24 protein-coding genes are annotated in these 24,757 nt (G+C 67.8%); 10 read left to right on the top strand and 14 right to left on the bottom strand.

The annotated features are described in order from the left end of the window. Window positions 1-47: 47 nt before the first annotated feature. From AC1DBD_RS09910 to AC1DBD_RS09885, 6 genes are all read left to right on the top strand, one after another. Window positions 48-1,490 carry a DUF3375 domain-containing protein gene (locus AC1DBD_RS09910; RefSeq protein WP_476981999.1) on the top strand — a complete coding sequence of 481 codons (1,443 nt, stop codon included), beginning with the start codon at window positions 48-50 and terminating at the stop codon, window positions 1,488-1,490. After that, window positions 1,487-2,143: a DUF4194 domain-containing protein gene (locus AC1DBD_RS09905; RefSeq protein WP_476981998.1), complete on the top strand. Its 657-nt coding sequence runs from the start codon at window positions 1,487-1,489 to the stop codon at window positions 2,141-2,143. Before AC1DBD_RS09910 ends, AC1DBD_RS09905 begins: the two co-directional genes overlap by 4 nt. Next, window positions 2,140-3,939, top strand: coding sequence for an ATP-binding protein (locus tag AC1DBD_RS09900; protein WP_476981997.1), 1,800 nt, complete (start codon window positions 2,140-2,142; stop codon window positions 3,937-3,939). The genes AC1DBD_RS09905 and AC1DBD_RS09900 overlap by 4 nt, the downstream gene beginning before the upstream one ends. 635 nt (window positions 3,940-4,574) lie before the next feature. Further along, window positions 4,575-5,543 carry an SbcC/MukB-like Walker B domain-containing protein gene (locus AC1DBD_RS09895; RefSeq protein WP_476982034.1) on the top strand — a complete coding sequence of 323 codons (969 nt, stop codon included), beginning with the start codon at window positions 4,575-4,577 and terminating at the stop codon, window positions 5,541-5,543. Beyond that, entirely contained in the window at window positions 5,533-6,885 is a 1,353-nt protein-coding gene (locus AC1DBD_RS09890; protein ID WP_476981996.1) for a Wadjet anti-phage system protein JetD domain-containing protein, read from the top strand. The genes AC1DBD_RS09895 and AC1DBD_RS09890 overlap by 11 nt, the downstream gene beginning before the upstream one ends. Beyond that, a complete protein-coding gene (locus AC1DBD_RS09885) occupies window positions 6,870-7,607 on the top strand; it encodes a YoaK family protein (protein WP_476981995.1) in 738 nt (245 codons plus the stop codon). Before AC1DBD_RS09890 ends, AC1DBD_RS09885 begins: the two co-directional genes overlap by 16 nt. A 63-nt stretch (window positions 7,608-7,670) precedes the next feature. On the opposite strand, the gene AC1DBD_RS09880 is transcribed toward AC1DBD_RS09885, so the two are convergent. From AC1DBD_RS09880 to AC1DBD_RS09845, 8 genes are all read right to left on the bottom strand, one after another. Continuing rightward, entirely contained in the window at window positions 7,671-9,563 is a 1,893-nt protein-coding gene (locus tag AC1DBD_RS09880) for an FAD-binding monooxygenase (RefSeq protein ID WP_476981994.1), read from the bottom strand. A 206-nt stretch (window positions 9,564-9,769) separates the two neighbouring features. Then, window positions 9,770-11,134 (bottom strand): MFS transporter, encoded by a 1,365-nt coding sequence (locus tag AC1DBD_RS09875; RefSeq protein ID WP_476917368.1) that lies wholly within the window; start codon window positions 11,132-11,134, stop codon window positions 9,770-9,772. Window positions 11,135-11,232: 98 nt separating this feature from the next. Next, complete coding sequence (locus AC1DBD_RS09870) at window positions 11,233-11,553, bottom strand: GYD domain-containing protein (protein WP_476981993.1); 321 nt, start codon at window positions 11,551-11,553, stop codon at window positions 11,233-11,235. Between the two features lie 194 nt (window positions 11,554-11,747). Beyond that, a complete protein-coding gene (locus tag AC1DBD_RS09865; protein WP_476909160.1) occupies window positions 11,748-12,515 on the bottom strand; it encodes an amino acid ABC transporter ATP-binding protein in 768 nt (255 codons plus the stop codon). Continuing rightward, complete coding sequence (locus AC1DBD_RS09860) at window positions 12,512-13,600, bottom strand: amino acid ABC transporter permease (protein ID WP_476893082.1); 1,089 nt, start codon at window positions 13,598-13,600, stop codon at window positions 12,512-12,514. The genes AC1DBD_RS09865 and AC1DBD_RS09860 overlap by 4 nt, the downstream gene beginning before the upstream one ends. A 6-nt stretch (window positions 13,601-13,606) precedes the next feature. After that, window positions 13,607-14,509 carry an ABC transporter substrate-binding protein gene (locus AC1DBD_RS09855; RefSeq protein WP_476893083.1) on the bottom strand — a complete coding sequence of 301 codons (903 nt, stop codon included), beginning with the start codon at window positions 14,507-14,509 and terminating at the stop codon, window positions 13,607-13,609. Window positions 14,510-14,590: 81 nt separating this feature from the next. Then, window positions 14,591-15,862: an alpha-hydroxy acid oxidase gene (locus tag AC1DBD_RS09850; RefSeq protein WP_476981992.1), complete on the bottom strand. Its 1,272-nt coding sequence runs from the start codon at window positions 15,860-15,862 to the stop codon at window positions 14,591-14,593. A gap of 42 nt (window positions 15,863-15,904) precedes the next feature. Then, window positions 15,905-16,240 carry a cupin domain-containing protein gene (locus AC1DBD_RS09845; protein WP_441418359.1) on the bottom strand — a complete coding sequence of 112 codons (336 nt, stop codon included), beginning with the start codon at window positions 16,238-16,240 and terminating at the stop codon, window positions 15,905-15,907. A 156-nt stretch (window positions 16,241-16,396) separates the two neighbouring features. Between AC1DBD_RS09845 and AC1DBD_RS09840 the strand changes: the two genes are divergently transcribed. Continuing rightward, complete coding sequence (locus AC1DBD_RS09840) at window positions 16,397-18,109, top strand: RecQ family ATP-dependent DNA helicase (protein WP_476981991.1); 1,713 nt, start codon at window positions 16,397-16,399, stop codon at window positions 18,107-18,109. Between the two features lie 27 nt (window positions 18,110-18,136). On the opposite strand, the gene AC1DBD_RS09835 is transcribed toward AC1DBD_RS09840, so the two are convergent. Then, the gene (locus AC1DBD_RS09835) at window positions 18,137-18,454 is read right to left on the bottom strand and encodes an acylphosphatase (RefSeq protein ID WP_441418357.1); all 318 of its coding nucleotides are present in this window, start codon (window positions 18,452-18,454) and stop codon (window positions 18,137-18,139) included. A gap of 156 nt (window positions 18,455-18,610) precedes the next feature. On the opposite strand from AC1DBD_RS09835, the gene AC1DBD_RS09830 reads away from it, so the two are divergent. Beyond that, on the top strand, window positions 18,611-18,877 hold the full coding sequence (locus AC1DBD_RS09830) for a YegP family protein (protein WP_441418356.1): 267 nt from the start codon (window positions 18,611-18,613) through the stop codon (window positions 18,875-18,877). 47 nt (window positions 18,878-18,924) lie between these two features. Here AC1DBD_RS09830 and AC1DBD_RS09825 read toward each other — a convergent pair whose 3' ends face one another. Genes AC1DBD_RS09825 through AC1DBD_RS09815 form a run of 3 tightly spaced genes read right to left on the bottom strand, consistent with a single transcriptional unit; the run spans window position 18,925 to window position 20,324 of the window. After that, window positions 18,925-19,641 carry a hypothetical protein gene (locus AC1DBD_RS09825; protein ID WP_476981990.1) on the bottom strand — a complete coding sequence of 239 codons (717 nt, stop codon included), beginning with the start codon at window positions 19,639-19,641 and terminating at the stop codon, window positions 18,925-18,927. Window positions 19,642-19,648: 7 nt separating this feature from the next. Further along, complete coding sequence (locus tag AC1DBD_RS09820) at window positions 19,649-20,098, bottom strand: hypothetical protein (protein WP_476981989.1); 450 nt, start codon at window positions 20,096-20,098, stop codon at window positions 19,649-19,651. A gap of 25 nt (window positions 20,099-20,123) precedes the next feature. Further along, the gene (locus AC1DBD_RS09815) at window positions 20,124-20,324 is read right to left on the bottom strand and encodes a hypothetical protein (protein WP_476981988.1); all 201 of its coding nucleotides are present in this window, start codon (window positions 20,322-20,324) and stop codon (window positions 20,124-20,126) included. A gap of 266 nt (window positions 20,325-20,590) precedes the next feature. On the opposite strand from AC1DBD_RS09815, the gene AC1DBD_RS09810 reads away from it, so the two are divergent. Continuing rightward, window positions 20,591-21,826, top strand: coding sequence for a mechanosensitive ion channel family protein (locus AC1DBD_RS09810; protein WP_476917378.1), 1,236 nt, complete (start codon window positions 20,591-20,593; stop codon window positions 21,824-21,826). 425 nt (window positions 21,827-22,251) lie between these two features. On the opposite strand, the gene AC1DBD_RS09805 is transcribed toward AC1DBD_RS09810, so the two are convergent. Further along, entirely contained in the window at window positions 22,252-23,124 is an 873-nt protein-coding gene (locus AC1DBD_RS09805; protein WP_476981987.1) for a pullulanase X25 domain-containing protein, read from the bottom strand. Between the two features lie 123 nt (window positions 23,125-23,247). Continuing rightward, window positions 23,248-24,114: a DUF1295 domain-containing protein gene (locus AC1DBD_RS09800; RefSeq protein WP_476981986.1), complete on the bottom strand. Its 867-nt coding sequence runs from the start codon at window positions 24,112-24,114 to the stop codon at window positions 23,248-23,250. Window positions 24,115-24,271: 157 nt separating this feature from the next. Here AC1DBD_RS09800 and AC1DBD_RS09795 point away from each other — a divergent pair, with 157 nt between their 5' ends. Continuing rightward, the gene (locus tag AC1DBD_RS09795; RefSeq protein ID WP_441418349.1) at window positions 24,272-24,712 is read left to right on the top strand and encodes a DUF2177 family protein; all 441 of its coding nucleotides are present in this window, start codon (window positions 24,272-24,274) and stop codon (window positions 24,710-24,712) included. Window positions 24,713-24,757: the final 45 nt, after the last annotated feature.

The following is a 24,757-nucleotide window of genomic DNA, read 5'->3' as shown; positions in this document are numbered from 1 at the left end:
AGTGAAGTGACAGGCAACACAACACCGGCACACCACACGGGGACCCGATGGACTACTACGCAATCAACGCGCTGCGGGAGCACCACGCAGGCTGGTCCCTGCTCCGCGCCCAGAACGCCCCGCTGGCCCTGGCGTTCTTCATGGCGGCGTTTACTGGTCCCAACCAGCGCAACCTGGGCCGCCAAGAGATCATTGACGTCCTGGATAACGTGCTCTTCGGCCTGAGGGACAGCGACGGGGAGGACAAGTTCCCGCGCGCGGCCGGAGACTACCTCGATGACTGGGCGGCCCCGGAACGCGCCTGGCTGCGGAAGTACTACGTGCCCGGCGAGGACGAGCCGCACTATGACCTGAGCGCCGCCGCCGAGGACGTGGTCCGCTGGGTGGAGAGCCTGCGCGGCCGGGACTTCGTTGCGACCCAGTCAAGGCTCACCAGCATCTTCGCGGTGCTTAAGCAGCTGGTGCAGCAATCGGAAACCGACCCGGAAGTACGGATCGCCGAGCTCCAGCGCCAAAAGGAAGGGATCGACGCCGAGATGCAGCGGATCCGCGGCGGCAACATCCGCGTGATGACCGGCCCCGAAGCATTGGACTACCTGCAGCAGCTCACGGCCCTGGCCAAGGACCTGCTCTCCGACTTCCGCGAAGTCGAGCAGAACTTCCGCAAGCTGGATCGGCAGGTCCGCGAGCAGATCGCCACCTGGGAGGGGACCCAGGGTGAGCTGCTGGAGTCCATTTTCGAGAACCAGCAGGACATTTCCAGCTCCCTCCAGGGCCGGACCTTCCAAGGCTTCTGGGACTACCTGATGTCCCCGCAGCTACGCACCGAGCTGCAGGAACTGCTGCAGCGGGCCACCCGGATCCAGACCCTCGCCCGGGCCGACGGCCTGCATCTGGTTGCCAACCTCCACCAGGACTGGCTGCCCGCCGTCGAACAGACCCAGGCCACCGTCCGCCAGCTCTCCCAGCAAATGCGCCGGCTGCTCGATGACAAGGTCTTCCTCGAGAACAAGCGCATCATGCAGCTCATCCGCGGCATCGAAGCCGGTGCGTTGGCCACCCGCGAGGCGCCGCCGTCTGGGGCTTTCACCGAGATCGCCGCCGCGTCCGTAGACGTGGTGCTGCCGTTCGAGCGGCCCCTCTACGAGCCCAGCCGAAGGGTGACGGTGGACGACGTTGTCCTCGCCGCCGATGACTCGGACGTGGACGCCGGCGCCCTGTTCGGCCAGTTCCACGTGGACAAGGAACGGCTACGCGGAAACATCGACGCCGTCCTGGCCGAGGCGGAGCAGGCCACCCTCGCGGAGGTCACCGCCGCCTATCCGCTCTCCCAGGGCCTGGCCGAGGTGGTGGCCTACTACCAGCTCGCCACCGAATCGGACTGGGCCACGATCAACCCTGAGCAGTCCCAGCAGCTGTCCTGGCAGTTGCCCGACGGCAGCCTCCGCGAGGCCACCCTCGAACAGATCATCTTCGGAAGGCCAGCATGAGCCCGGCGACCACCAGCACCGAACACCCTGAAACGCGGACCCCGGAGGAACTCCCCGGCGTCGTCACCCGGCTCTTCAAAGGCGTGCTTTACGCGGAAAATGACGAGAAGGTGTGGCAGTCGCTGCTCGGCCTGACCTCCCAGGTGCGCGATTATGTCTCCGTGCTGGGCCTGGACCTGGTCCTCGACGAATCGGAAGGCTACGCGTTCCTCCGCTCCCGGGAGGACCCGGACGGGACGCTCCCCCGGCTGATCGCCCGCCGCACCCTCACCTTTAACGTCAGCCTGCTGCTGGCGCTGCTCCGCGGCCGGATGCTCGAGTTCGACACCAGCAGCAGCGAGCTCCGGCTGATCATGACGGAGCAGGAGATCGCGGACCTGGTCTCGGTGTTCCTGCCCGAGTCCAGCAACGAGGCCCGGATCCTGGACCGGCTGGGCGCGGACATCAAAAAGGTGGTGGAGCTGGGGTTCCTACGCAAACTCAAGGGCCAGCCGGACACCTATGAGGTGGCGCGGATCCTGAAGGCCTACGTGGACGCGCAGTGGCTGGAGGAGTTCGACGCGCGGCTGGCCGACTACCGCGCGACCCTCGCCGGCGAACCGCCCGCCGGCGCGCCCGCCGGCGTCGGCGCGGCAGCGGAGGAGGGAAAATGACGGCGCAGCTCGGCACGGACCTGCAGGAGAGCCTGTTCAGCCTGGACGACACCGCGGATGACGCCGGCACGCCCCCGGGATTCCGGCTGCACCGGCTGGAGCTGCTCAACTGGGGCACCTTCCACCAGGGCGTGCGAGTCTTCCGGCTGGACGGCGCGAACAGCCTGCTCACCGGCGACATCGGCTCCGGCAAGTCCACCGCGGTGGATGCGATCACCACGCTGCTACTGCCGGCGCACAAGATCGAGTACAACAAGGCCGCCGGGGCCCAGAAGAAGGAACGCTCCCTGATGTCCTATGTCCGGGGCTTCCACAAGAGCGCCCGGAGCGCCGGCGGGGAGTACTCCAAGCCGGTGGCCCTCCGCGGCACCGGCCAGCTCACCGTGGTCCTCGGTGTCTTCCACAACGCCGTGCTGGGCAAGTCGGTCACCCTGGCGATCACCCTCTGGGCCACCCAGGAGGCCGGACAGCCCAGCCGCTTCTACTCTCTCGCGGAGGCTGAGCAGTCCATCGCCGCGGACTTCAGCAACTTCGGCCAGGACCCGCTGAAACTGAAGAAGAAACTCCGGGCAGCCGGGGCGTCCGTCCATGATTCCTTCGAGCAGTACTCGGCCGCCTTCAAGCGGCAGTTCGGCATCAGCGGGAACCAGGCCATGGAGCTGTTCCACCGCACCGTGTCCATGAAGCAGGTGGAAAACATCACCTCCTTCGTGCGCAGCAACATGCTCGAAGAGGACGATGTCGCCAGCCGGATCAGCAACCTGATCCACCACTTCGACGACCTGAAGAAAGCCCACGACGCCGTCCTCCGCGCCAAGGACCAGATCGCCCTGCTGGCGCCCATCCGGGACGGCGCCGCGCAGCACGCCAGGCTCAGCGCGGACGACGACCTGGCCCGGGCACAGCGGGACCAGCTGCACCCCTGGTTCACGGACCGGAAGCTGCGGCTGAGCCTCGAGCACCAGGCCGAACTGGAACGGACCGGCGTCCGGCTGCAGGAGGACGCGGCCCGGCTGAACGGCGAGACCAAGCAGCTCCGCCGGGACCTCGCCGGCGTCGAGGAGGACATCCGCACCAACGGCGGCGGCCGGCTGGCAGCGCTCGACGCCGACCTGTCCCGGTTGGCCGCCGAATCGGCCGCGCAGCGGAAGCGGTTCGAGACCTACACCGCCGCCGCGGCGGTCCTGGGCCTTCAGGCGCCCGAAGACCGCGTGGTCTTCGATGCCAACCGGTCCCGGCTGCCGGAGGTGGAAGCCGAGCTCGCCGGCGCCTCGGAGACGCAGCAGGAGGACCGCACCCGGCTCGAAATCCAGCGGTCCGAGCTCACCAGCCGAGCGGGGGACATCGCCGCCGAACTCACCAGCCTGCAGGCTCGGAACCGATCCCTCTCCCCCAGCTGGACCTCCGCCGCCGGCTCTGCGACGGAACCGGGATCCCGGACACGGCCCTGCCGTACGCCGGCGAGTTGCTGCGCGTTCGCGACGGCGAGGCCGCGTGGGAGGGCGCCGCGGAGCGCACCTTGCGCGGGTTCGCCCTGTCGCTGCTGGTGCCCGGCGAGCACTACGCCGCCTTCAGCACGTGGGTGGACTCGAACAACCTGCGCGGCCGGCTGGTGTACCTACGGATCGGGGAAACCTCCGCACCGAAAGCTGCCGGGCCAGGGACGCTGGCGGCCAAGATCGCCATCAAACAGGGCACGCCGTTCCGAGATTTCCTGCAGGATGAGCTCAGCAGCCGGTTCGACTACTACTGCTGTGAGAACCTCGCGGACTTCCGCCGATATCCCAGGGCGCTGACAGCCAACGGCCAGCTCAAGGGCGGCCGCGGTCGGCATGAGAAGGACGACCGCAAAGACCTCGCGGACCGGCGCAACTACGTGCTGGGCTGGGACAACCACGACAAGATCGCCAGGTTCCGCGTCGAGCAGGACGAGCTGGAGGGCCGGCTGAAGGTCGCGGTCACGGAGCTCGGCAAGGTCAACGACCGGCTCGGAACGCTGGGCCTGCAGAACCGGCACCTGGGCACCATCGGAGCGGTGCAGGATTTCGGCGAGATCAGCTGGCAGCTCACCGCTCGGCGGATCGAGGAACTCAAGGCGGAGAAGCGGGAGCTGGAGTCCACGTCCGACGTGCTGCAGCAGCTCACTGCCAGGCAAACCCGGGACCTCGAAGAGCTCGCCCGGCTCGAGGAGAAGACCGGGAAGTTGCAGCAACGGCTCGGCGCCAATGATAAGGACGTCCGGGACATCGCCGAAGCGATCGAGGAGTGCCGCACGGTCCTGTCCGAAACCCCGTTGACAGACGACGGCGGGGTGCTGGCCGCCGTCGGACGCCTCGCCGGCGACACTCTGGGCGACAAACCTCTCACCTATAAAAACACCGGGACGGTGGAAAGCGCAGTGCGGTCCGGGCTGACCGACACTATCGACGCGATGTCCAAGCGGATCGCGCGGGCCGCAGAAGGCACTGTCCGGCAAATGGCGGACTTCCGGAACAAGTACCCGAACGAGACCACGGACATCGACGCCTCCCTTGAGGCCACGGCGGACTACAACCGGCTGCTGGAGCAGCTGGAGGGCAACGACCTGCCGCGCTTCGAGGCTCGGTTCAAGGAGTCGTTGAACCAGAACACCATCCACGAGGTGGTGGCGTTCAACGCCTTCCTGGACGGCCGGCGGCAGGACATCGTGAACCGCGTCGACGAGATCAACCAGTCCCTGGCGGGAATTCAGTACAACACGGGCCGGCACATTCAGCTGGAACACCAGAACACCTCAGACCAGGACGTGCGCGAATTCGGCATCGATTTGCGGGCGTGCTCGGAGGGGACCATCGGCGACGAGGACCAGTACTCGGAACAGAAGTACCTGCAGGTGGAACGGCTGATCGAACGGTTCCGTGGCCGCGACGGACTGACCACGCTGGACGAGCGGTGGACCGCCAAAGTCACCGACGTGCGCAACTGGTTCACCTTCTCGGCGTCGGAAAAGTGGACCGAGACCGGCGAGGAGTACGAGCACTTCACGGATTCCGGTGGGAAATCCGGCGGCCAGAAGGAGAAACTGGCGTACACGATCCTGGCCGCGGCGCTAGCCTTCCAGTTCGGCCTCGGGTCGGGCAAGGACGCGGGACGGAACGCCGGCAACGGCCGCAGTTTCCGGTTCGTGGTGATTGACGAGGCGTTCGGACGCGGCTCGGACGAATCCGCTCGGTACGGCCTTGAGCTGTTCCAGCGGATGAAGCTGCAGCTGCTGATCGTCACTCCGCTGCAGAAGATCCAGGTGATTGAGCCCTTTGTCTCGCATGTGGGGTTCGTCGCCAACACCAACGGCGACGACTCCCAGCTGCGCAACATGACCATCCAGGAATACCGGGACGAACGGGACCGTCGTGGACGCTGACGGTCGCTGGACCACCGTGGCGGGGCTGCGCGCCCAGTCGCTGAAGGCGTGGAACAGCGGCGCGCTGCTGCGGGAGCTGCTGGCCCCCTCCGACGCGTACCCCCGGCGGCGTCCCTTGAAGCGTCCGACGGCGACGGAGCTGCTCAGCGACTATGCCGCGGTCCGTCAGTGGGCGGCCGAGCTCTCCGGCGGGGCGGGCCCGTACGCACTGGAGACTGTCGAGGCGGGCCGGCGTACCGTTGGTTCGAACCGGATCCCGGCCGCGGCCGTGCTGGCCACAGTGGAGGACGAGATCGCCTTCGCCGGGAAATCCGCAGAGGCCGCCCGCTTCCGGTCGCTGGCGGCCGCCCTGGCCGAAGTGGAGCCTGCGCTCCTGCCTTGGGCCGCAGGGCACACCTTGAAACTGCTCGAGCTGGGGGTGGACGCCCTCGCCGCGGCGCGGGCCGCGCTGTGGCTGCGGGACAACCCCTCGCCGGGAATCTACGTCCGGCAGCTGGCACTGCCCGGGGTGCACACCAAGTTCATTGAGCGGCACCGGCAGGTCATCGACCAGCTGCTCGCCGCGCTCGTGACCGACGCCCCGGCCGGCTCGGAAGGTGGCTCCCCGCCCGCCTTGGAGGCGGGCTCCGAGGCGGCCGATCTTCGGGCCGGCGTCGAGGTCTCCCTGGATGGATCCGGAGCGGACGTTGCCCTGGGCAGCGGTGCCGGCCGGACGCCGGCGGCCCGGTTCGCCCGGCGCCACGGGTTCCTGCACCCGCCCGAGCTGGTCCGGTTCCGGATCCTCGATCCTGACCTTCACCTGGTCGGCGGGGCCCGGGATATCACCGTCACCAGTGCCGCGTTCAGCACCCTGCAAGTGCCCGTCCACACGGTGATCGCGACCGAGAACCAGGTCAATTTCCTGGCACTGCCCGAGCGTCCCGGAACACTGGCCCTCTACGGCGCCGGCTACGGGTTTTCGTCGCTGCGGGATGCGGCCTGGCTGCGGGACTGTGCAGTCCTCTATTGGGGCGACCTGGACACGCATGGATTCCGGATCCTGGACCAGCTCCGCGCCGTGCACCCGCATGTGGCAAGCGTCCTGATGGATGAGGCCACCCTCCTGGCCCACCGCGACGCCTGGGTCAGCGAGCCGGCCCCGTCGCGGGCGGCGCTGACGCGGCTGACACCTGAGGAGGCAGCCGTCTACGAAGCGCTGCGAAATGACGCCCACGGACCGGCCGTCCGCCTCGAGCAGGAACTGATTCGCTGGGACTGGGCGGTTGAGCGACTCCTGCCAGCTCAGCACCCACACCGCGACCCGGCCCCAGCAACGAAAGATGATCCATGCTTAAACGATTGAAGTCCGCCGAACAGGCCCGGCTGCACCTGATCCTGATGCTGGTGCTGACCTTCTCCACCGGGGTCATCGACGCCGTGGGCTACCTCGGCCTGGACCGGGTCTTCACCGGCAACATGACCGGCAACGTGGTGATCCTGGGCATGGCGCTGATCGGTGCGGACAACCTGCCGGTGGTAGGCCCCTTGATTGCCCTGGCCTGCTTTATGCTCGGCGCCGTGGTGGCCGGCCGAGCCCTGCGCCCGGAAGCCGCGGGCTGGAGCCGCCGGACCACGGGTCTGCTGACCGCCGTCGGTCTCACCATGGCCGCAGTGGCAGTGGTCCTGTTCTTCCACGCCCCGCACGCCGGCGACCCGGTCACCCTGGCCATCACCGGCGCGCTCGCCGTCGCGATGGGAATCCAAGCAGCCACCGCCCGGCACCTGGCCGTCAAGGACGTCACCACCGTGGTGGTCACCTCGACGTTGACCGGCCTCGCCGCCGATTCCCGGCTGGGCGGCGGATCCGGCGCCCACACCGGCCGCCGGCTCGGCGCCGTCGTGCTGATCCTGTGCGGCGCCGCCGTCGGCGCGGCCCTGCTGCACGTGCACCCGGGCCTCGGGGTGCTGCTGACCGCGCTCTTGACGCTCATCATCGCGGTTGCCGGCGGGATTGCCCGGACCCGGACCGACGCCGGGGCCACCGAGGCCGCAGCGCCAGCGGCGTCGATGGCAGCCAACCGCTAGACCCGGGGCCGGGTTGGGGCGGCCGGGTTGGGCCGGGCCGGGCGGGGCCGGCCCAGCCCCGCCTTAGACCGACGAACGCTCCCCCACCAACCCCGCGAAGAACGCGGCGAGCTCCGCCGTCGCCGTCAGCGGAAGCACGGTGGCCACGTACTGGTCCGGGCGCACCACCACCACAACGCCGCCGCGGTCCAGGCCGCGCTGCTCAAAGATGTCCGCCCGCGGATCCGCGGCGTAGACCTTCTCGAGGTAGTTGAGCTGGAACGGCCCCACGGCAGGCTTGAAGACCGCCGGCACGGCGGTGATATCCACCTCCGTGTGTTCCTGCTGATAGATGACCTTCACGTCGAACCAGGCGTCGCGGTCCAAACCCTCCGGGGTGGCGGCGAGCGGCGAATCCGGCGCCTCGGCCAGCCAGGCGGCCAGGTCCGTGGTGGGCGACGCCGCCCCCGCCACAGCCTGGTCCGCGAAGACGTAGATCCGCCACCGGCCGTCCGCCGTGGCCTGGTGGCCCAGGTGCAGCGGGTTGGTGTCGCAGACCCGCACCACGGGCGCGGACTTGAAGCGCTTGCCGATCGGGAAGCCGGTGGCCAGCTCCTGGTGCGTGGCCTCGCCGATAAGCATCGACGGGGTGTACTGGGTCATGAAGCCGGCCGGGAACTCCGCGGTGCTGACGTAGAAATCCTCCAGCTGGGACGGGCTGTCGAACTCCTCCGGCTTCTTCGCCATCAGGGTCGACCATTCCTTGTCGAAGTCGATGAGGTTCTTCGCGACCACCTGGCGTTCGGCTGAGTAGGTGGCCAGCAGGCTCTCCGGGCTGCGGCCTTCCAGCACATGCCCCAGCTTCCAGCCGATGTTGAAGCCGTCCTGCATGGAGACATTCATGCCCTGGCCGGCCTTGGCGCTGTGGGTGTGGCAGGCGTCGCCGGTGATGAACACGCGCGGCGTGCGGGTGCCGCGCTCCTCCGGGACGACGTCGTCGAACCGGTCGGTGAGGCGGTGGCCCACCTCGTAGACGCTGTGCCAGGCGACGTTGCGCACGTCCAGGGTGTAGGGGTGGATGATGGCGTTCGCCTTGGCGATGATCTGCTCGATGCTGGTGCTGCGCACCGCGCCGGCGTCGCCCTCCGGGACCACGCCCAGGTCCACGTACATCCGGAAGAGGTGGCCGCCCTCGCGCGGAATCAGCAGGATGCTGCCGCCGGCGCCCGAGGTGATGGCGCATTTGGTGCGGATGTCCGGGAAGTCGGTGTTGGCTAGCACGTCCATCACGCCCCAGGCGTGGTTGGCCTTGTCCCCCGCCATGGTGCAGCCGATCGAATCCCGCACCTTGCTCCGGGCGCCGTCCGCGCCCACCACGTACTTGGCCCGGACGATGCGTTCCGTGCCGGCCTCCGGTCCGGAGGTGTGCGCGAGCGTCACGGTGACGGGGTACTCCCCCTCGCCGACTTCCAGCCCCACGAATTCGTAGCCGTAGTCCGGTTTCATCCGGGTGGGGGCGTTGGCCATGACTTCGGCGAAGTAGTCCAGGACGCGGGCCTGGTTGACGATCAGGTGCGGGAACTCGCTGATCCCGGCCGGGTCGTCCAGGGTGCGGGCGGCGCGGACAATGCGGGACGGGTCCGCGGGGTCCGGCTTCCAGAACGCCATCTCCGTGATCCGGTACGCCTCGGCAATGATCCGCTCGGCGAAGCCGAAGGCCTGGAACGTTTCGACGCTCCGGGCCTGGATGCCGTCGGCCTGGCCGATGGCGAGCCGGCCCGGCCGGCGCTCCACGATCCGCGTCGTGATGTCGGAGAACTGGGAGAGCTGCGCGGCGGCGACCATGCCCGCGGGCCCGGTGCCCACAATCAGCACATCGACGGCGTGGGGAAGCTCTGCCGGGCGGTTGACGCCGACGCCGGCGGCGGGCTGGACCCGCGGGTCCCCGGATACATAACCGTGGTGGTGGAAGTGCACGGGATTTCCTTACGTCGTTGTAGGGCTGGCTGCTGCCGTCAAAATCGATTGTTCGATAATAGAACTCAATGTTCTATTATCGAACCGCTGAGTTGACTATAGGCGCCCCGAAGGCGCACAGGCAAATATTTTGTGGCTCCGCTCACACATAGCCTCCGTGGTGCGGGGGCGTCAAGGGCTCCGGCGGCAGTGCCGGCCAGACCGCGCTAGGCCGGCCGGCGCTCCCGCCAAAGCAGCGACACGACGAAGACCACCGCGCCGAGGCCGAGCATGACAAACACCATCAGCCCCCAGTTCGCCTGGCTGACTCCGGTGCCGTAAAAAATGCCGATCAGCACTGTCGCGGTGATGGCGCCGAGGTAGCGGCAGGTCTGGTAGATCCCCGCCGCCACACCACGCTCCTCCAACCGGGTGGAAAGGTACATGCCCTGGCTGGACGCGATACTGACCACGCAATACGGGACCCCCAGCAGCGCCGTCATCGCCAGCACCAGCGGAGCGGCCAGGGACGCGGTCAGCAGCCACATGGTTCCGGACGCGGCGATCAGCAACACGACCCCGGCGATCAGCACCCGCCGCACGCCGAAGCTGTCGATGGCACGGACCGCGAACGGTGTTCCGACCACCGAGATGGCGGCGAGCGGCAGCATCAGCAGACCCACGATTCCCGGGTCGTAACCGCCGGCGGTCTGCAGCAGCTGCGGGAGGCCGAAGAAGGCAAAGTAGTAGACGCCGTTGAACAACGCGAAGCCCAGGTACACCAGCAGCAGCGGCCGGTTGGTCCCCAGCAGCCGCAGGTCCAGGAAGGGCGGGCTGAAGCGCAGCTCCCGCACAGTGAACAGCACGGCGAGCAGCAGCCCGCCGCCCAGCAGCCACCAGCGGTAGGCGGGCAGCACATTGAGCAGCGCCATCATCACCAGCACCAGGGCGCCGATGAACGCGCCGATGCCCGGCAGGTCCGAGTCGCGGAGCAGCTCCGACACCTTTCCGCGTTCCCGCTCAACGTCCGCCGGGGCGAACCTGCGGACCACCAGGATCGCCGCCAGCGCCAGGGGCACGTTGATCAGGAACAGCGCCTGCCAGCCCACCAGGCTCACCAGCAGTCCGCCCACCACCGGCCCGACGGCGGCCGCCGAGGTGTTCGCCATCTGGATCCGGCCCAGCGGCCGGGTGGATTTGACGTTCGCCTGCCGCGCCAGCGCCGCGACCATCACGACGGCGCTGGGATACGCCGTGGCGGTGCCGAGCGCCATGAACGCCCGCGCCACGCAGAGCAGCGCGAAGTTCGGCGCGAAGGGGGCCAACGCGCAGGTCACGGCCACCAGGGCCATGCCCAGCAGGAACAGCCGGCGCGGGCCGAAGCGGTCCGCGAGCCGTCCCATCAGCGGCTGGCCGGCCGCCGAGGTGAGGTAGAAAGAGGTGACCACCCAGGTGACCGTGGCGACGTCGAGCGCGAAATCCGCGCGCAAGACCACCAGCGCGACGGCGATCATCGAGGAGTTCAGCGGGTTCAGCGCCGTGCCGAGGCTGAGCCCTGCGATGGCGATGCCGGTGCGGGGAGAGTTGCTCACGGCAACAGTCTGTCCTACGACGGCGGCCGGCACCGAACCCGCCGGCCGTCGCGGACCAGTTGGGCCGTCACAGAACGCATGCTTGGCGGGTAACGCCCCTACTGACCCGGCGCCCGGTAGGTGGGTGCCTTCTTGACCGCTTCGTCGATGTCTTCCACCGTCATCAGCGGCTTCAGCCGGACGTTGACGTTGCCGGTGGAGTTGATCATCAGCGAGAGGGCTGCGGCGTCGGCGTCGCTCGGGGCCTCAAGGACACCCAGGACGTCGGTGTCCCCGAAGGCGTAATAAAAGCACTCGAGCGATCCGCCCACGGACTTAAGGGCCTCCACCAGGGCGTCGCGGCGTTTGCTGCCGCCCTCGCGCATCAGTCCTTTGATTCCTTCGCCCAGGTAATTGGCTTCAAACAGATACTTGGTCATGGCAGTTCCTGTCCCGTGAAGTCCAGGACGCAGGCATCCGGGGTGTGCTGGCACCCCAGCGAGGGAGGGTCCTGGAGCCGGTCCCGGAGTGGGGCCGTCGAGGCACAGCGTAGGCCCGCTCCGGCACACTGACAACGGGTTCCGGAAAGTCCGACGGCGGCATCCCACCATCCGGGCCGGCTTCCGGTGGCGCGTCAGAGAACCTTGGAAAGGAACGCCTTGGTGCGGTCGTGCTGCGGGTTGCTGAGGAGCTGCCGGGGAGGTCCGGCCTCCACCACCACACCCTCATCCATGAAGACCAGGGTGTCCGCGACTTCCCGGGCGAACCCCATCTCGTGGGTCACCACGATCATGGTCATGCCGCTCTTGGCCAGCCCCTTCATCACGTCCAGGACTTCGCCCACCAACTCCGGGTCCAGGGCGCTGGTCGGTTCGTCGAAGAGCATCAGTTTCGGGTCCATGGCCAAGGCACGGGCGATCGCCACGCGCTGCTGTTGGCCACCCGACAGGTGCGCGGGATAGGCATCCCCCTTGTCCTCCAGCCCCACACGCTCCAGCAGTTCCATAGCCCTGGCGGTGGCCGCTGCCTTGGACTGTTTTTTCACCCGCATGGGTGCAAGGGTGATGTTCTCCAACGCGGTGAGATGCGGGAACAGGTTGAACCTCTGGAAGACCATTCCGATGTCCTGCCGTTGGTGCGCTGCTTCACTTAGCTTGAGCTCGTAGAGCTTGTCGCCCTTTTGACGGTAGCCAACCAGCTGGCCTTCCACCGACAGCCTGCCGCCGTCGACGCGCTCCAGGTGGTTGATGCAGCGCAGGAAGGTCGACTTGCCTGAGCCGCTGGGGCCCACGATGCAGAGCACCTCGCCGCGGTCCACTTCCAGGCTGATCCCGCGCAGCACCCTGTTGGTGCCGAAATTCTTGGAAACCTTTTCCGCAAGGACCATGGGAGCGCCGGTCATCCTTTTCCTCCAAAGTCGTTGCCGGTCGGGGCGCCGGGCGCCCCGGGTGCGCCCTGCACGCCAGGTCCCGCCGTCGCCGCCGGCCCGGGCTCCGCGGGTCCCTTGCTGGTCTTCATCCGGCCGGTTCCGCGCGAGAACCGCTTTTCGATGAAGTGCTGGCCGACCATCAGCACCGAAGTGAAGAGCAGGTACCAGAGGGACGCGACGATCAGCAGCGGCACCGGAGTGAACGTCACCGCGGAGATGCCGCGGGAGACGCCGTAAAGGTCAATGCTCAACGGGATCGCGGCCACCAGGGAGGTGGTCTTGAGCATCGAGATAACTTCGTTCCCCGTGGGCGGAATGATGATTTTCATGGCCTGCGGGACCACGACGTACCGCATCGTCTGCCCCCAGGACATGGCCAACGCCGTCGAGGCCTCGGCCTGGCCCTCGTCCACGGACAGCAGGCCGGCCCGCACGATCTCAGACATGTAGGAGGCCTCGTTCAGGCCCAGGCCGATCACGGCGGTGATGAACAGGTTGGTGAAGACCTCGTTCGGGATGGTGACCCACGGCGTCATGAACGGAATCCCCAGGGTGAACACCGGATAAATCAGCGACACGATGCCCCAGAAAACCAGCTGGACGTAGACCGGAGTTCCCCGGAAGATCCAGATGTAGAGCCACGCGATGCTCTTCAGCACGGGGTTCGGGGAGAGCCGCATGATGGCCAGCAGGAGCCCGATGACGATCGCACCGATCATCGCGTAAATGGTCAGCCACAATGTCACCCAGGCGGCCTGGCTGATCCGGCGGTCGAAAATATACTTGCCCACATCCGCCCAGCCGTAATCAGGGCGTTGGGCGGCGTCGAGCACGAACACCGCAAGGCCCAACAGCAGGAGCACGGCGATCACATTCCGCCAGGGGTGGCGCAGCGGGATCGCGACGATGGCCTCCGCCGGGGCGTCGTCCGTCCCGCTGCCCACGCCGGCGCGCTGCGCGTTACCGGCAGGCTGCGCCCCGCCGGCCGGCGCCGCGCCCGCGGGCAGCGGCTTGGCCGGATCCGGCTCAATCATCCGGTCGGGTTCCCGCTCGCTCATGGGGTGTCACCCTTTGGCGGCCACGTTGAGTTCCGCCGTCTTGATGCCGCCGGCTTCCACTCCCCACTTGGCCAGGATCTTGGTGTACGAACCGTCGTCGATCAGCGACTGGAGCGCCTTCTGCAGGACCGGGGTGAAAGCGCTGCCCTTCGCCACCGGGATCCCGTACGGTGCCACCTCGAACGCGTCGCCGGCGGTCTGCAGCTTGTCCTTGGTCTTGGAAATCGCATACAGCGTCACGGGTGAATCGGCGCTCATCGCGTCGACTTGACCCACCACCAGGGCGTTCGTGGCCTGGTCCTGGGCGTCGTAGCGGAAGATGGTGATGGCCGGCTTCCCGGCATCCGTGCAGGCCTTCGACTTGGCCGGCACCTCGTGCGTGTCCTCGTAAGTGGTGGCCTGGACGGCGACCTTGAGCCCGCAGGCGTTCTTCGGATCCACGGTCTTGCCCTTCGGCGCGGCCCACTGAATACCGGCGGAATAGTAGTTCACAAAATCCACCTGCTTTTCGCGTTCCACGGTGTCGGTAAAGGAGGACATCCCCATGTCGTCCTTCCCTGCCCGGACGGCCGGGAGGATGTTATCGAAGGTGCCAATGTCGAAATTGACCTTCAACCCCATCACTTTTCCCAGCGCGTTAGTGAGATCCACGGACCAGCCTGCGGGTGCCCCGTTATCGTCCTTGAACTCGTTGGGCGGGTAATTGTTGGCCATGCCGACATTGAGCACGCCGGCGTTCTTGATTTTCTCCGGCAGAGCCGCAGCAATGGCGTCGTTCTTTTTCACGTCGACGGCGTCGGAGCTTGCATTCGCTCCGCCGGAGGCCGCGGGTTCGCTGTTGTTGACACAGCCTGAGAGGGAGAGCGCGGTTGCGATCGTGAGAACGGGAAAAAGGTATCGAGTACGCATGGTTTCCTTAGCTGTTCAGGGATTCATTGGCCTCCCGCGGCGCTGCGGGAGAACTCTGGGTGCCTGCTGGATCAGAGTGAATCACTTCGTGTCGCCTGACGCCGTCGATTCAAGGATTTCCCCGGAATGACGAATGTCCCGGAGAATTTCTCCACCCCGGGCTTTCAACTCGGGAATGCTGGAAACGCCTACTAACGTCATCGTACGCCGGAGTTCGTCCGCGAGGATCTCGATGATCCGTCCGACGCCGGGCGACCCCGCGGCGACCAGCCCGTAAAGGTAGGCCCGGCCGATCGAGCAGGCGTCGGCGCCCAGCGCGAGTGCCTTGAGGATGTCGCTGCCCCGCCGGATGCCGGAGTCCACGTAGATCTCGATCGAACCGCCCACGCGCTGCCGCGATTCCTGCAGGACGTCCATGGGGCTGAGCATGTGGTCGAGCTGGCGTCCGCCGTGGTTGCTCAGTTGCACGGCGTCCAGCTCAATGCGCGAGGCTTTGGCGACGTCGGCAGGGTTGACGCAGCCCTTCAGGACGATTTTGCCGCTCCACGCCTGCCGCAAAGCCTCCAGCTCATTCCATCCGCTGGTAGCGTCCGAGTGGCCCAGGATGTCCTGCCACATGGCGGGCGTAATCATGGAGGTTGCCGCCGCGCTGCGGGGGTCCAGGTTGGGGAAACTGATGCCGTCCGACTTCAGGAAGTTGATCCACCAGGCAGGACGCCGGGCGATGTCTGCGATGGTTGACAGCGTCAGCGCGGGAGGCGCGGTGAAGCCGTTGTGCAGATCCCGCTCCCGGGATCCCAGCGCGCGGGTGTCGACGCCGACAATGAGCGTGGTGAAGCCAGCGGCTTCGCAGCGTGCCAGTTTGTCTTTGAGCGCCCGGGCATCGGAGGTGAGGCCGAAGTTGAACCAGCGGTCAAGGTTCGGCTGGCGCGCCGCGATCGTTTCCATCGCCACGGTGCTTAGCCCTGCCAGCCCGTACGGAATACCGGCCCGGTCTGCAGCCGCGGCGACGGCCGCTTCGCCCTCGGGATGGAACAGCCGGGTGGCTCCGGTCGGGGTCAGGGTGAGCGGCAGGGCGCTTTCGTTCCCCAGCAGGGTGGTGGTCGTGTCGGGTCCGGATACCGGGCCCCAGCTGGGCATCAAGGCCCAGGCATCGAAGACGGCACGGTTGCGGCGCAGCGTCACTTCGTCCTCGGACCCGCCGTCGAGGTAGTCGAAGATCCCGGTGGGCAGCACTTTCCGTGCCGCCTTCCGGTACTCCTCAACGTTGAAGGCGTTGGCCAGCACCCGGCGCCGGCGCGACAAGATGGGCGCCTTGACCTGGATGAGCTGCCTGGCTTCGCTGACTTTCAAGGAGGGCCTTTCAACTGGGTGGGTGCGCGTTCTGGTCCGTACTCAGCCCTTGGTCTTCGCCACCGTCATCAGGATCGCCGAGTCCTCTTCCGCCATCAGGCTGTGCAGCCCGTCGGGCACAATCAGCAGGTCGCCGGCCTTCCCCTGCCAGGATTCCTCGCCGGCCTGCAGCCGGACGCAGCCGCGGATCACGTAGACGGTCGCCTCCCCCGGGTTCTGGTGCTCGCTCAGCTGCGTCCCGGCCTTGAACGCCATCACGGTCTGCCTGAGCACCTTCTCGTGGCCGCCGTAAGCGGTGTCTGCGGCCCGGCCGCTGGGCGCCGCGAGCGCCGCCGTAACCTGCTGGCGGGCAAGGGCCTCGATCGATATCTTCTGCATGCGGGTCACCCTACCCACCGCTGAGGTCCCTGCCGAGGGCCATTTGTCCCGACCGTCAGCCGAAGCGTTTCTTCTATCTCCCGGCTGCGCCTACCCTGAACCCAACGGCCTGCGTTGCGGGCCGCCAAAGTCCGCACCGTCGCAAGGGAGCGTCGAATGAGTGAGGCCACCGCCGGCCCGGTCCGCGAAGCACTCGACGACGGCGCCCTCCGCACGCTCGCCGCCGCCAGTTTCGGTCTCCCCCAGCTCCGAGAGGGACAGCTCGAAGGCATGCACGCGCTCGCCGTCGGCCGGGATGTCCTCGCGGTGATGCCCACCGGGTACGGGAAGTCGGCCATCTACCAGGTCCCGGCGCTGCTCCTTCACCGGCAGCTCAAGCGGCCCACCGTCGTCGTCTCCCCGCTGATCTCCCTCCAGGAGGACCAGCTGGACGGCCTGGCGGCCGTGCTTGGCCCGGACTACGCCGTCGCCGTTAATTCCTCGCACAGCGCCGCGGAGCAGGAGAGCGCCTGGCAGGCCGTGGAGCACGGCGAGGCCGCGTTCCTCTTCCTCGCCCCGGAGCAGCTGGCGAAGGCCAGCACGGTGGAGCGGCTCGCGGGCCTGAACATTGCCCTGTTCGTGGTGGACGAGGCCCACTGCGTGTCCACCTGGGGTCACGATTTCCGGCCCAACTACCTCGGCCTGGGCGAGGTCCGCGAGCGCCTGGGCAACCCGACGACGGCGGCCCTCACTGCCACCGCCGCTCCCCCGGTCCGGGAGGAGATCCTGGACCGCCTGCGGATGACGGATCCGCTGGTGCTGGTCCGCGGCTTCGACCGGCCCAACATCAGCCTGGACGTCATCCGGCACCACGAGGACAAGGAGAAGCGCCGTGCCGTGGTGCGGCAGGCGGCAGAGTTGGTCCGCGAGCTTCAGGGCCCTGGCCTGGTCTACGCGGCCAAGCGCAAGGACACCGAGAAGTACGCCGCGAAGCTGGCGCAGAAGGGCCTGCGCGCCGCGGCCTACCACGCGGGCCGGAGCGCGGCGGAACGGGACGAGGTGCACCGGCAGTTCCTGGCCGGGGACCTCGACGTGGTGGTGGCGACGACCGCGTTCGGGATGGGGATCGACAAGCCGGACGTCCGGTTCGTGCTGCACGCGGACATTCCCGAGTCGCTGGACAGTTACTACCAGCAGTTCGGCCGCGCCGGACGGGACGGCCGGCCCGCCGTCGCGGCGCTGCACTACCGTTCCGAGGACCTGGGCCTGCGCCGCTACTTCGCCACCCACCGTCCGGACCAGGAGGCCCTGTTGGCCGTCCTCGACGTCCTGCGCGACGCCGAAGGCCCGGTGCCGCCGCAGGTCCTCGCGGCGGCCGCGGGGTTCCCGCCGCGCCGGCTCACTGGGCTGCTGAACCAGCTGCAGGACACCGGCGGGGTGACAATGGCGTCCGACGGGGTGGGCCTGGCGCCGGGCGCCGATCCCGCGGCGCTGGTGGAACGCGCCGTCGACCTCGCCGCGGCGCGGGAACGAGTCGACAAGTCCCGCATCGCCATGATGCGCGGCTACGCGGAGACGCACCGCTGCCGGCGCCAGTTCCTGCTGGGCTACTTCGGCGAGGACTTCCCGGCCCCGTGCGGGAACTGTGACAACTGCGGCGACGGTTCGGCAGGAAGGACGCACGGCGACGGCGCTGCCACGGCCGGTTCGTCCATGGCCGGCGCGGAAGAGTTCCCGCTGAACGCGGCCGTGGAGCATGCCCTCTGGGGTCCGGGCCTGGTGATGGGCCACGACGACGGGCTGATCACGGTGCTGTTTGAGCGGGAGGGCTACAAGACCCTGTCCCGGCGAGCGGTGCTGGCGAGCGGGTTGCTGAGGTCGCTGCCCTGATGCCCGCACCTTGGGTGTGACCCGCGCTCAGTAGAGCACCCGGAAGTTGCTGAAGGCTCCGGTGGCCGGAGAGATCCGCTCGTCCACGTGGTCCACCCGTCCAGGCGCCTCCGGCGAGCGCAGCCAGGCCCGGAACTGCAGCACCACCGCCTGCGGGCCCTCGACGACGACGCCGACCGTGCCGTCGTCGTTGTTCCGCACGGTGCCGCGCAGGGCGAGTTCCTCGGCCTTGCGCACTGTCCAGTACCGGAAGCCGACCGCCTGCACCATGCCCTGCACCCGGGCCGTCAGACGCACGGCGGCACCCGCGTCCGCAGCCCCGGATCCACCAGCAAAATCAGCCATGCCTCCAATGTAGTCCGGGTCCGGCGCTGCCCACATCCGGGACCTTTGCCCCTTTCAGCCCTGTCCCGGGCCAAGGAGGGTTGAACAAGACCTCCGGCACAGCGCACTCAGCGGACACCCCGCGACGCCTGCCGGAACGCCTGAAAGGAAAAGACAATGGCAGGACAATTCGAAATCTTCACCGACGCAGAATCGAACGTCCGGTTCCGGCTGCTGGGGGCGGACGGCACAGTGCTCGCTGTCTCAAAAGCCTTCGAGGACAAGCGTTCCGCGGCGGACGGCATCATGGCAGTCCGCGAGTGCGCCGGCACCGGACTGATCCGGGAGACCCATTCAACTCCCTGGGGCGGCACCACCTGGACCAAGAGCAGCACGGCGGCCCGCCCCCACAGCCGCCAGCGACGGCACTTCCCCGCCGTGTAAATTTTGGGATGCGGGCGCCGCGCCTGGGTGCGGCTACCTGGGTGCGGCTACCCCGTCGCCTTCGCCGGCCGCAGGGACGTAATCATCTTCCGGATTGATTGGTATTCCTCCGTGCCGGCGTAGCGCTTCGCCTTCTCCAGATACGGCAACGAGGACGGGCCGGGGGTGAGGTTGTTCGCCGGGTTGTAGGTGCCGCCGAACAACGCCCCGCTCGGCGGCCACAGGAAGAGATGGAACATGGGGCAGGCGAGCGGCCCGGTTTCCTCCGGCATCATGGTGATCCCGTAGGCGGCCGTGGTGCTCGGGCCCGGTCCGGTGCCGTCACCGCGGGATTCGAAGACATAGCGTGGAACGCCCCGGTCCGCGCTGCCCGCTTCCACCAGGGCCTGGAGCGGTTGTGAATCGTAGACCTGGTACGGGTACTGCACGGTGCACTCCGCGCCGGTGACGATGTTGGTGCGCAGCTGGGCCATCGGTTTCCCAGCCGCGTTGGAGACATCCACGAAGGCTCCACCGAGGTCACCGCCGGGATCCCGGGCGGTCCAGCCGGGCGGGTAGTCGAAGGACAGGCCGTCCGAGGTTGTGAAGGTCTGCCAGTTCGACGGCGTTGCCTCCGGCGGCGTTGCCGTTGCTGCAGTCGGTGAGCCGGGCGCCGTCGTAGTGGTGGGTGCCGTGCTCTCCGTCGGTGTTACCGGGGCTGCGCAGCCGGCGAGCAGTACGGCCAGCGCAAGCGCGGCGCCCGCCATTTGCCGAGCACGTGCCACCGGCGGACTACTTCCCCGCCGGTCGCAGGGAGAGCAGGGCTTGCCGGATGATCTTGTACTCGGCGGTGTCCTTGTACACCTCCGGCGTGTCCACATGCATGGGCTTGCCGGGCGTGGTGTCGAACGGGTCATAGACGCCGCCAAAGGACGCCGTGTTCGGCGGCCAGGTAAAGGACTGCGCGAACGGGCAGGCCTCGGTTCCGGTGGGCTTCGGCGCGGAGGTGATGCCGTACGCGTAGGTCTGCGCCTTACTTGGATCGGCCGCGGCGGAATCGACCCGTGCCTCATAGGCGAACCTTGGGGTCACTCCGGACTGGGTGAGGGCCGGGATCGGCGCGGAGTCGTAGGCCATGAACTGCGACTTGGTGCTGCACGCCGGTGCCGGTCCCGCCTGGGTCCGCAGCGTCGCCATGGTTTTGCCGTAGTCACTCACCAGCGCGGCAGCACTGCCGGTCACTTTGACCGACCAGGTCGCCGGGTAGTCAAACGTCAGGGTCCCGTCCGGCGTCGTGTACGACTTCCAGCCCGCCGGGGCCGTCGTCGTGGAGCTGGGTGCGGAACTGCTCGAGGGAGACGGTGATTCCGCCGTCGGCGAGGCGCTCGCGGTAGCGGAGGCCGACGTCGTGCCTGGCGACATGCTGGCCGGCGCACTGCTGGCTGGCGCCGCCGCCGGGGACCCGCACCCAGACAACAAAACCGCCGCGCAGACCGCGGCGGAACCGAATGTGCCGAATGAGATCCTATGGCTCATGTCACCCTCCCCCAGAGATGCAAGTGGTGGCACTATTCTGGGGCTTTGCACCGCGGATCCTAGGGGCTTAGGTCCCGAATTGTCTCCGGTGGGGCACGGATGCGGCACGGATGCGGCGCGGGAGCGTTGGGGTGACCAGACCCACGTTGACATTCCACCGATTTCAGTTGATCAGCGAAGCTTGCTAGACCTTGAAGGATGCAAGACTTTCTGAGCTCTGCCATGCCCTTCCTCGCCGTGGCCCTGGCCGTGGCCGCCGGGCTGACCGCCTCCTGGCTGGTGCGCCGTGTCATCCTCCGGCTCAACCGCAAGCAGGAGGCCCTCCGGGAAACCTCCCGGATGGCACGGCTGCCGCTGCGCTTCGCGCTCTGCCTGATCGGGGTGCGGATCGCGCTGGCTCTGACCACCCACGACGCCGACTGGCGCCGCAACGTGGACCACGCCCTGGCGATCGCGCTGATTGCCTCCGTCGCCTGGCTGGCGATCGCCGTGCTGCTCATCATCGAAACCATGGTCCTCACTCGGTACCGGGTGGACGTGGCGGACAACCGGCGTGCCCGGCGGCTCCGGACCCAGGTGATACTGGCCCGCCGGATCGGCGTCGCGCTGATCGCGGTCGTGGCGCTGGGCAGCATCATGCTGACCTTCCCCGCGATCCAGGCCCTCGGCGCGGGGCTGCTGGCCTCTGCCGGCGTGATCTCGATTGTTGCCGGTCTCGCGGCGCAGACCTCACTGGTCAACGTCTTCGCCGGCATCCAGCTCGCCTTCACGGACGCGATCCGGGTGGACGACGTCGTGGTGGTCCAGAAGGAGTGGGGTCGGATCGAGGAGATCACCCTGACCTACGTGGTGGTCCACATCTGGGACGACCGCCGGCTGATCCTGCCCTCCACGTACTTCACCACCACCCCGTTCGAGAACTGGACGCGGCGCCAGTCCGAGGTGATGGGCACCGTGGAGTTCGACCTCGACTGGCGTGCCCCCGTGGAGGCCATGCGGGCGGAGCTAAAGAAGGTCCTCGCCTCGACCGAACTCTGGGACAAGCGCGTGGGCATCCTGCAAATCACGGACGCGACGGCTGGCTTTGTCCGGGTTCGCATCCTGGTCAGCGCCGGGGACAGCGCCTCGCTCTTTGACCTGCGCTGCCTGATCCGCGAAGAGCTGGTGCTCTTCCTGCAGCAGGAACACCCGACGGCGCTGCCGCACGTCCGGCTCGAGTCCATGCCGGCCGCCGGAGCCTCGACGCCGCCCGCGCCCCGCCGTCCGGGCAAGCTCTCCGCGGCGGACGACACCGCCTCGCGCTTGCCCTCCGATCCGCACGATTCACAGCTGTTCACCGGTTCCATCGAGGCCGTGCAGCGTTCCCGTGCGTTCTCCGGCCCGGGCGAGGATGTGTTCGAGGACCGCGACAAGTCGATCGCGGCGCAGAACTAGGCCCGCCCTGCCGGGCCAGTCTTCCCTCGCGGCTGGTGCAGGTCGATAATCGGAGCCATGACCATTCCCCCAGCGCCCGAGCCGTCCCCGTTCCCGCCGGAACCGGGGCCGACGTCGCCCGAGCCGCAGCCCGGCGATCCGTTCCCGCCGGATCCGGGGCCCACGCCGCCGTCGCCCATTCCCGGGCCTGAGCCTGTACCGGGGCCAGCGCCCACACCGTCGCCGGCACCGGGACCGTTCCCGACGCCTAATCCCCTCCCGATTCCGGACCCCGGTCCTGTGCCGCCGCGGCCCGACCCCACAAGGTTCTGAACCGCGGTTTAAAGCAACGCGGGGTCACTTACGGCCCATCCCGATAGCCAGGATGGGCCGTAAGTGACCCCGCGTTGTTTGTTGAGGGTCGGGACTGACTCCTCGCCGGGCGCCTAGTCGATGACGATGTCGTGGGTCCGGTGGTCGTACTGGATGACCAGCAGGCCGCCGCGGTGGTGCACCTCGTGGTTGGCGCCGTCGAAGTGGCCGAAGGCGCCGTAGTTCTCGTCCCAGGACCGGTTGATCGCGATCTTGAAGCTGTAGGAGCCGGCCGGCAGTTCCGCGGCGAGCTTCCAGAGTTGGTCCACCTCGTCCAGCTGCATCTGGACCTCGTCGTACTGCGGGGCCCAGTTGGCAGGCGCACCCAGCAGGACGGTGAAATCGCCGGCAACGGCAACCGCCTCTGGTTGCTCGATGGCCTCCACGCCTGCTGCAGGGCCGGCTTCGGCGGACGCCTCGGACGCCGCCTTACGCTTCCGGACGGCCTTCGCCACCGGAGCCACGGCCTCTTCGACCAGCTTGGCAGCTGTGTCGGCCACCTTTTCGGCGACCTTTTCCGCCACCTGGACGGCCTTCGGGGCTGTCTTGGGCGCCGGCTTGCCGGCGGCTTTCCCGGCCGGGGCGGACGGCAGCGGGGTGTCGGCCGGGACCGGAGTACCGGCGTCGAGCGCTGCAGTGAAGGCGGCGGGGTCGGCGAAGGCGACCGTAGCGCGCTGGCCGTCCTCGGTGATGGTCCAGCCGGAGCGGCCCTTGACCAGCCAGCCGGCCTTGACCAGCTTGGCCGTCGCGGTGGTGAGGGCCTTGTGGCCACGGGGAATGCCGCCGCTGAGCAGTTCGCGCTCATGGTCATTGAGCGGCACCCGGGCGATGGCCTCGCCCAGCACGACGCCGGCGTTCAGTTTTTCGCCTGACCAGACCCCCTCGGCCAGGACGTCCAGCACAGCCTTAAGCCGAAGGTTCGTGTTTTCCGCAGCGTTCGCGCCCATGGGTCTCCTTTAGAGGCAATTGATCCACCTGCATTTTGCCAAGGTTCGGCAGGTTCCGCGACCGGACCGGGTTAACTCTGGGTGTCGTGACCCACTATGACGGACCGGAGTGCGGCTGTGCGGCTAGATCCGGGGGATCAGCACCGGGGTGTTCTTCTTGTACGCCTCGTAGTCGGCCTGGCCGCCCCACTTGGTGTCGGCTTTCTTTTCGAGATGCGGTACGCCGCTGACCTTGGTGATCAACAGAGCCACGAACACCGGTGAGATGAGGGCAACCCACTGCCAACCCTGCAGTGTGGGCAAGGCAATGATCGCGACGCCGACCCAGAGCAGGATTTCGCCAAAGTAGTTCGGGTGCCGGGACTTCGCCCACAAACCTGTCGAGATGAATTTGACCTTGTTGGCGGGATCCGCACTGAACCGGGACTTCTGGGAGTCCGCCAAAACCTCGCAGCCGAAGCCCGCCACCCACACCAGGAGGCCGGCTACGGCGAAGCCATCCAGCGCTACCCGGTTCGCGGATGTCATGGCCACCCACGCGGCAGCGGCGGTGAACGCCACCCAAATGCCCTGCATGGTCCAGACACTGAGGAAGCGGGCAAAGGAGGGCTTGATGTCGTCAAAACGGTCATCCTTGCCGGCCCGGCTTATCCGACGGAACAGGAACGTACCCAGCCGGACCGCCCAGACAAGCACCAAACCCGCGAGCAACAATCCCCGCGCGTCGATGCCCGGAGTGAGCAGGACGAGCAACAGCGTGACGGCGATGTAGCTCAGCGACCCGGTCAGGTCGAAAAACTTTTCCGTCTGCGCCAGGAACGCCGGAATGAACGCCAGCCACTGGATCAGGAAAGCGGCCCCGACGGCCAGCGCGAAAACGGGAATCCCGCCGGCCACGGCGCCGCCCTGGCTGCCGGCAACCGCCAGCAGCGCCCCAATCACGACAACCCCGGGAATGCTGGCGAGGGCTTTGCGGTCCGAGTCTTTCATCAGGATGTTCCTTTCACAGGCGTCGCCAAGCGCTGGCGCTCCGGGGCGGGGAACCCCGCCACCATCAGTATTGTTCAATACTGGAGAATCGCAGCCCTGACTGGCCGCCGCCTATACTTCGGGGAACGCCAGCACCTTGCCGACAAGAGGAGCCACCATGACCGGTCCCACCAAGAAGTGGCTGCTCGCTTACGCAGTTGCCGCCGTCATCTTTGCCGGCATCGACGCCCTCTGGATCAGCACCGTGGCGAACAACCAATACCGCAGCCAGATCGGGCACCTGCTCCCCGCCAGCTTCAACGTCCTGGGCGCGGTGCTGTTCTACGTCGTCTACGTCGTGGGCATAGTGCACTACGGCATCCGCCCCAACGATCCCAATGCCACACTGCGGAGCCGGGCGGCCGGGGCGGCGCTGTTCGGTTTCTTCACCTACGCAACCTGGGCCCTGACCGCGTTCGCGATCCTCAAGGACTTCCCCGCCGTGGTGGCATTGACCGACATCGTTTGGGGAGCCGCGGTGTGTGCGGCCGTCACCGCTCTCACCGCCCTGCTGCTGCGGCTGGGCAAACCCGTTGCCCACGGCAAACAAGCTGGCTAGAGTGGGTTGATCGCCGCCGCCCCCGCTCGCTCGGGGCTGATCTGC

It is taken from the genome of Arthrobacter sp. 10T419 (assembly GCF_056394105.1).
This window is presented reverse-complemented; position numbering and strand designations above follow the sequence as displayed.

Bases quoted from the DNA above. Each gene is read 5' to 3' on its own strand.
- AC1DBD_RS09910 (WP_476981999.1), top strand. From the start codon at position 48: ATGGACTACTACGCAATCAACGCGCTGCGGGAGCACCACGCAGGCTGG.
- AC1DBD_RS09905 (WP_476981998.1), top strand. From the start codon at position 1,487: ATGAGCCCGGCGACCACCAGCACCGAACACCCTGAAACGCGGACCCCG.
- AC1DBD_RS09900 (WP_476981997.1), top strand. From the start codon at position 2,140: ATGACGGCGCAGCTCGGCACGGACCTGCAGGAGAGCCTGTTCAGCCTG.
- AC1DBD_RS09895 (WP_476982034.1), top strand. From the start codon at position 4,575: ATGTCCAAGCGGATCGCGCGGGCCGCAGAAGGCACTGTCCGGCAAATG.
- AC1DBD_RS09885 (WP_476981995.1), top strand. From the start codon at position 6,870: ATGCTTAAACGATTGAAGTCCGCCGAACAGGCCCGGCTGCACCTGATC.
- AC1DBD_RS09870 (WP_476981993.1), bottom strand. From the start codon at position 11,553: ATGACCAAGTATCTGTTTGAAGCCAATTACCTGGGCGAAGGAATCAAA.
- AC1DBD_RS09865 (WP_476909160.1), bottom strand. From the start codon at position 12,515: ATGACCGGCGCTCCCATGGTCCTTGCGGAAAAGGTTTCCAAGAATTTC.
- AC1DBD_RS09860 (WP_476893082.1), bottom strand. From the start codon at position 13,600: ATGAGCGAGCGGGAACCCGACCGGATGATTGAGCCGGATCCGGCCAAG.
- AC1DBD_RS09855 (WP_476893083.1), bottom strand. From the start codon at position 14,509: ATGCGTACTCGATACCTTTTTCCCGTTCTCACGATCGCAACCGCGCTC.
- AC1DBD_RS09845 (WP_441418359.1), bottom strand. From the start codon at position 16,240: ATGCAGAAGATATCGATCGAGGCCCTTGCCCGCCAGCAGGTTACGGCG.
- AC1DBD_RS09840 (WP_476981991.1), top strand. From the start codon at position 16,397: ATGAGTGAGGCCACCGCCGGCCCGGTCCGCGAAGCACTCGACGACGGC.
- AC1DBD_RS09835 (WP_441418357.1), bottom strand. From the start codon at position 18,454: ATGGCTGATTTTGCTGGTGGATCCGGGGCTGCGGACGCGGGTGCCGCC.
- AC1DBD_RS09830 (WP_441418356.1), top strand. From the start codon at position 18,611: ATGGCAGGACAATTCGAAATCTTCACCGACGCAGAATCGAACGTCCGG.
- AC1DBD_RS09810 (WP_476917378.1), top strand. From the start codon at position 20,591: ATGCAAGACTTTCTGAGCTCTGCCATGCCCTTCCTCGCCGTGGCCCTG.
- AC1DBD_RS09805 (WP_476981987.1), bottom strand. From the start codon at position 23,124: ATGGGCGCGAACGCTGCGGAAAACACGAACCTTCGGCTTAAGGCTGTG.
- AC1DBD_RS09800 (WP_476981986.1), bottom strand. From the start codon at position 24,114: ATGAAAGACTCGGACCGCAAAGCCCTCGCCAGCATTCCCGGGGTTGTC.
- AC1DBD_RS09795 (WP_441418349.1), top strand. From the start codon at position 24,272: ATGACCGGTCCCACCAAGAAGTGGCTGCTCGCTTACGCAGTTGCCGCC.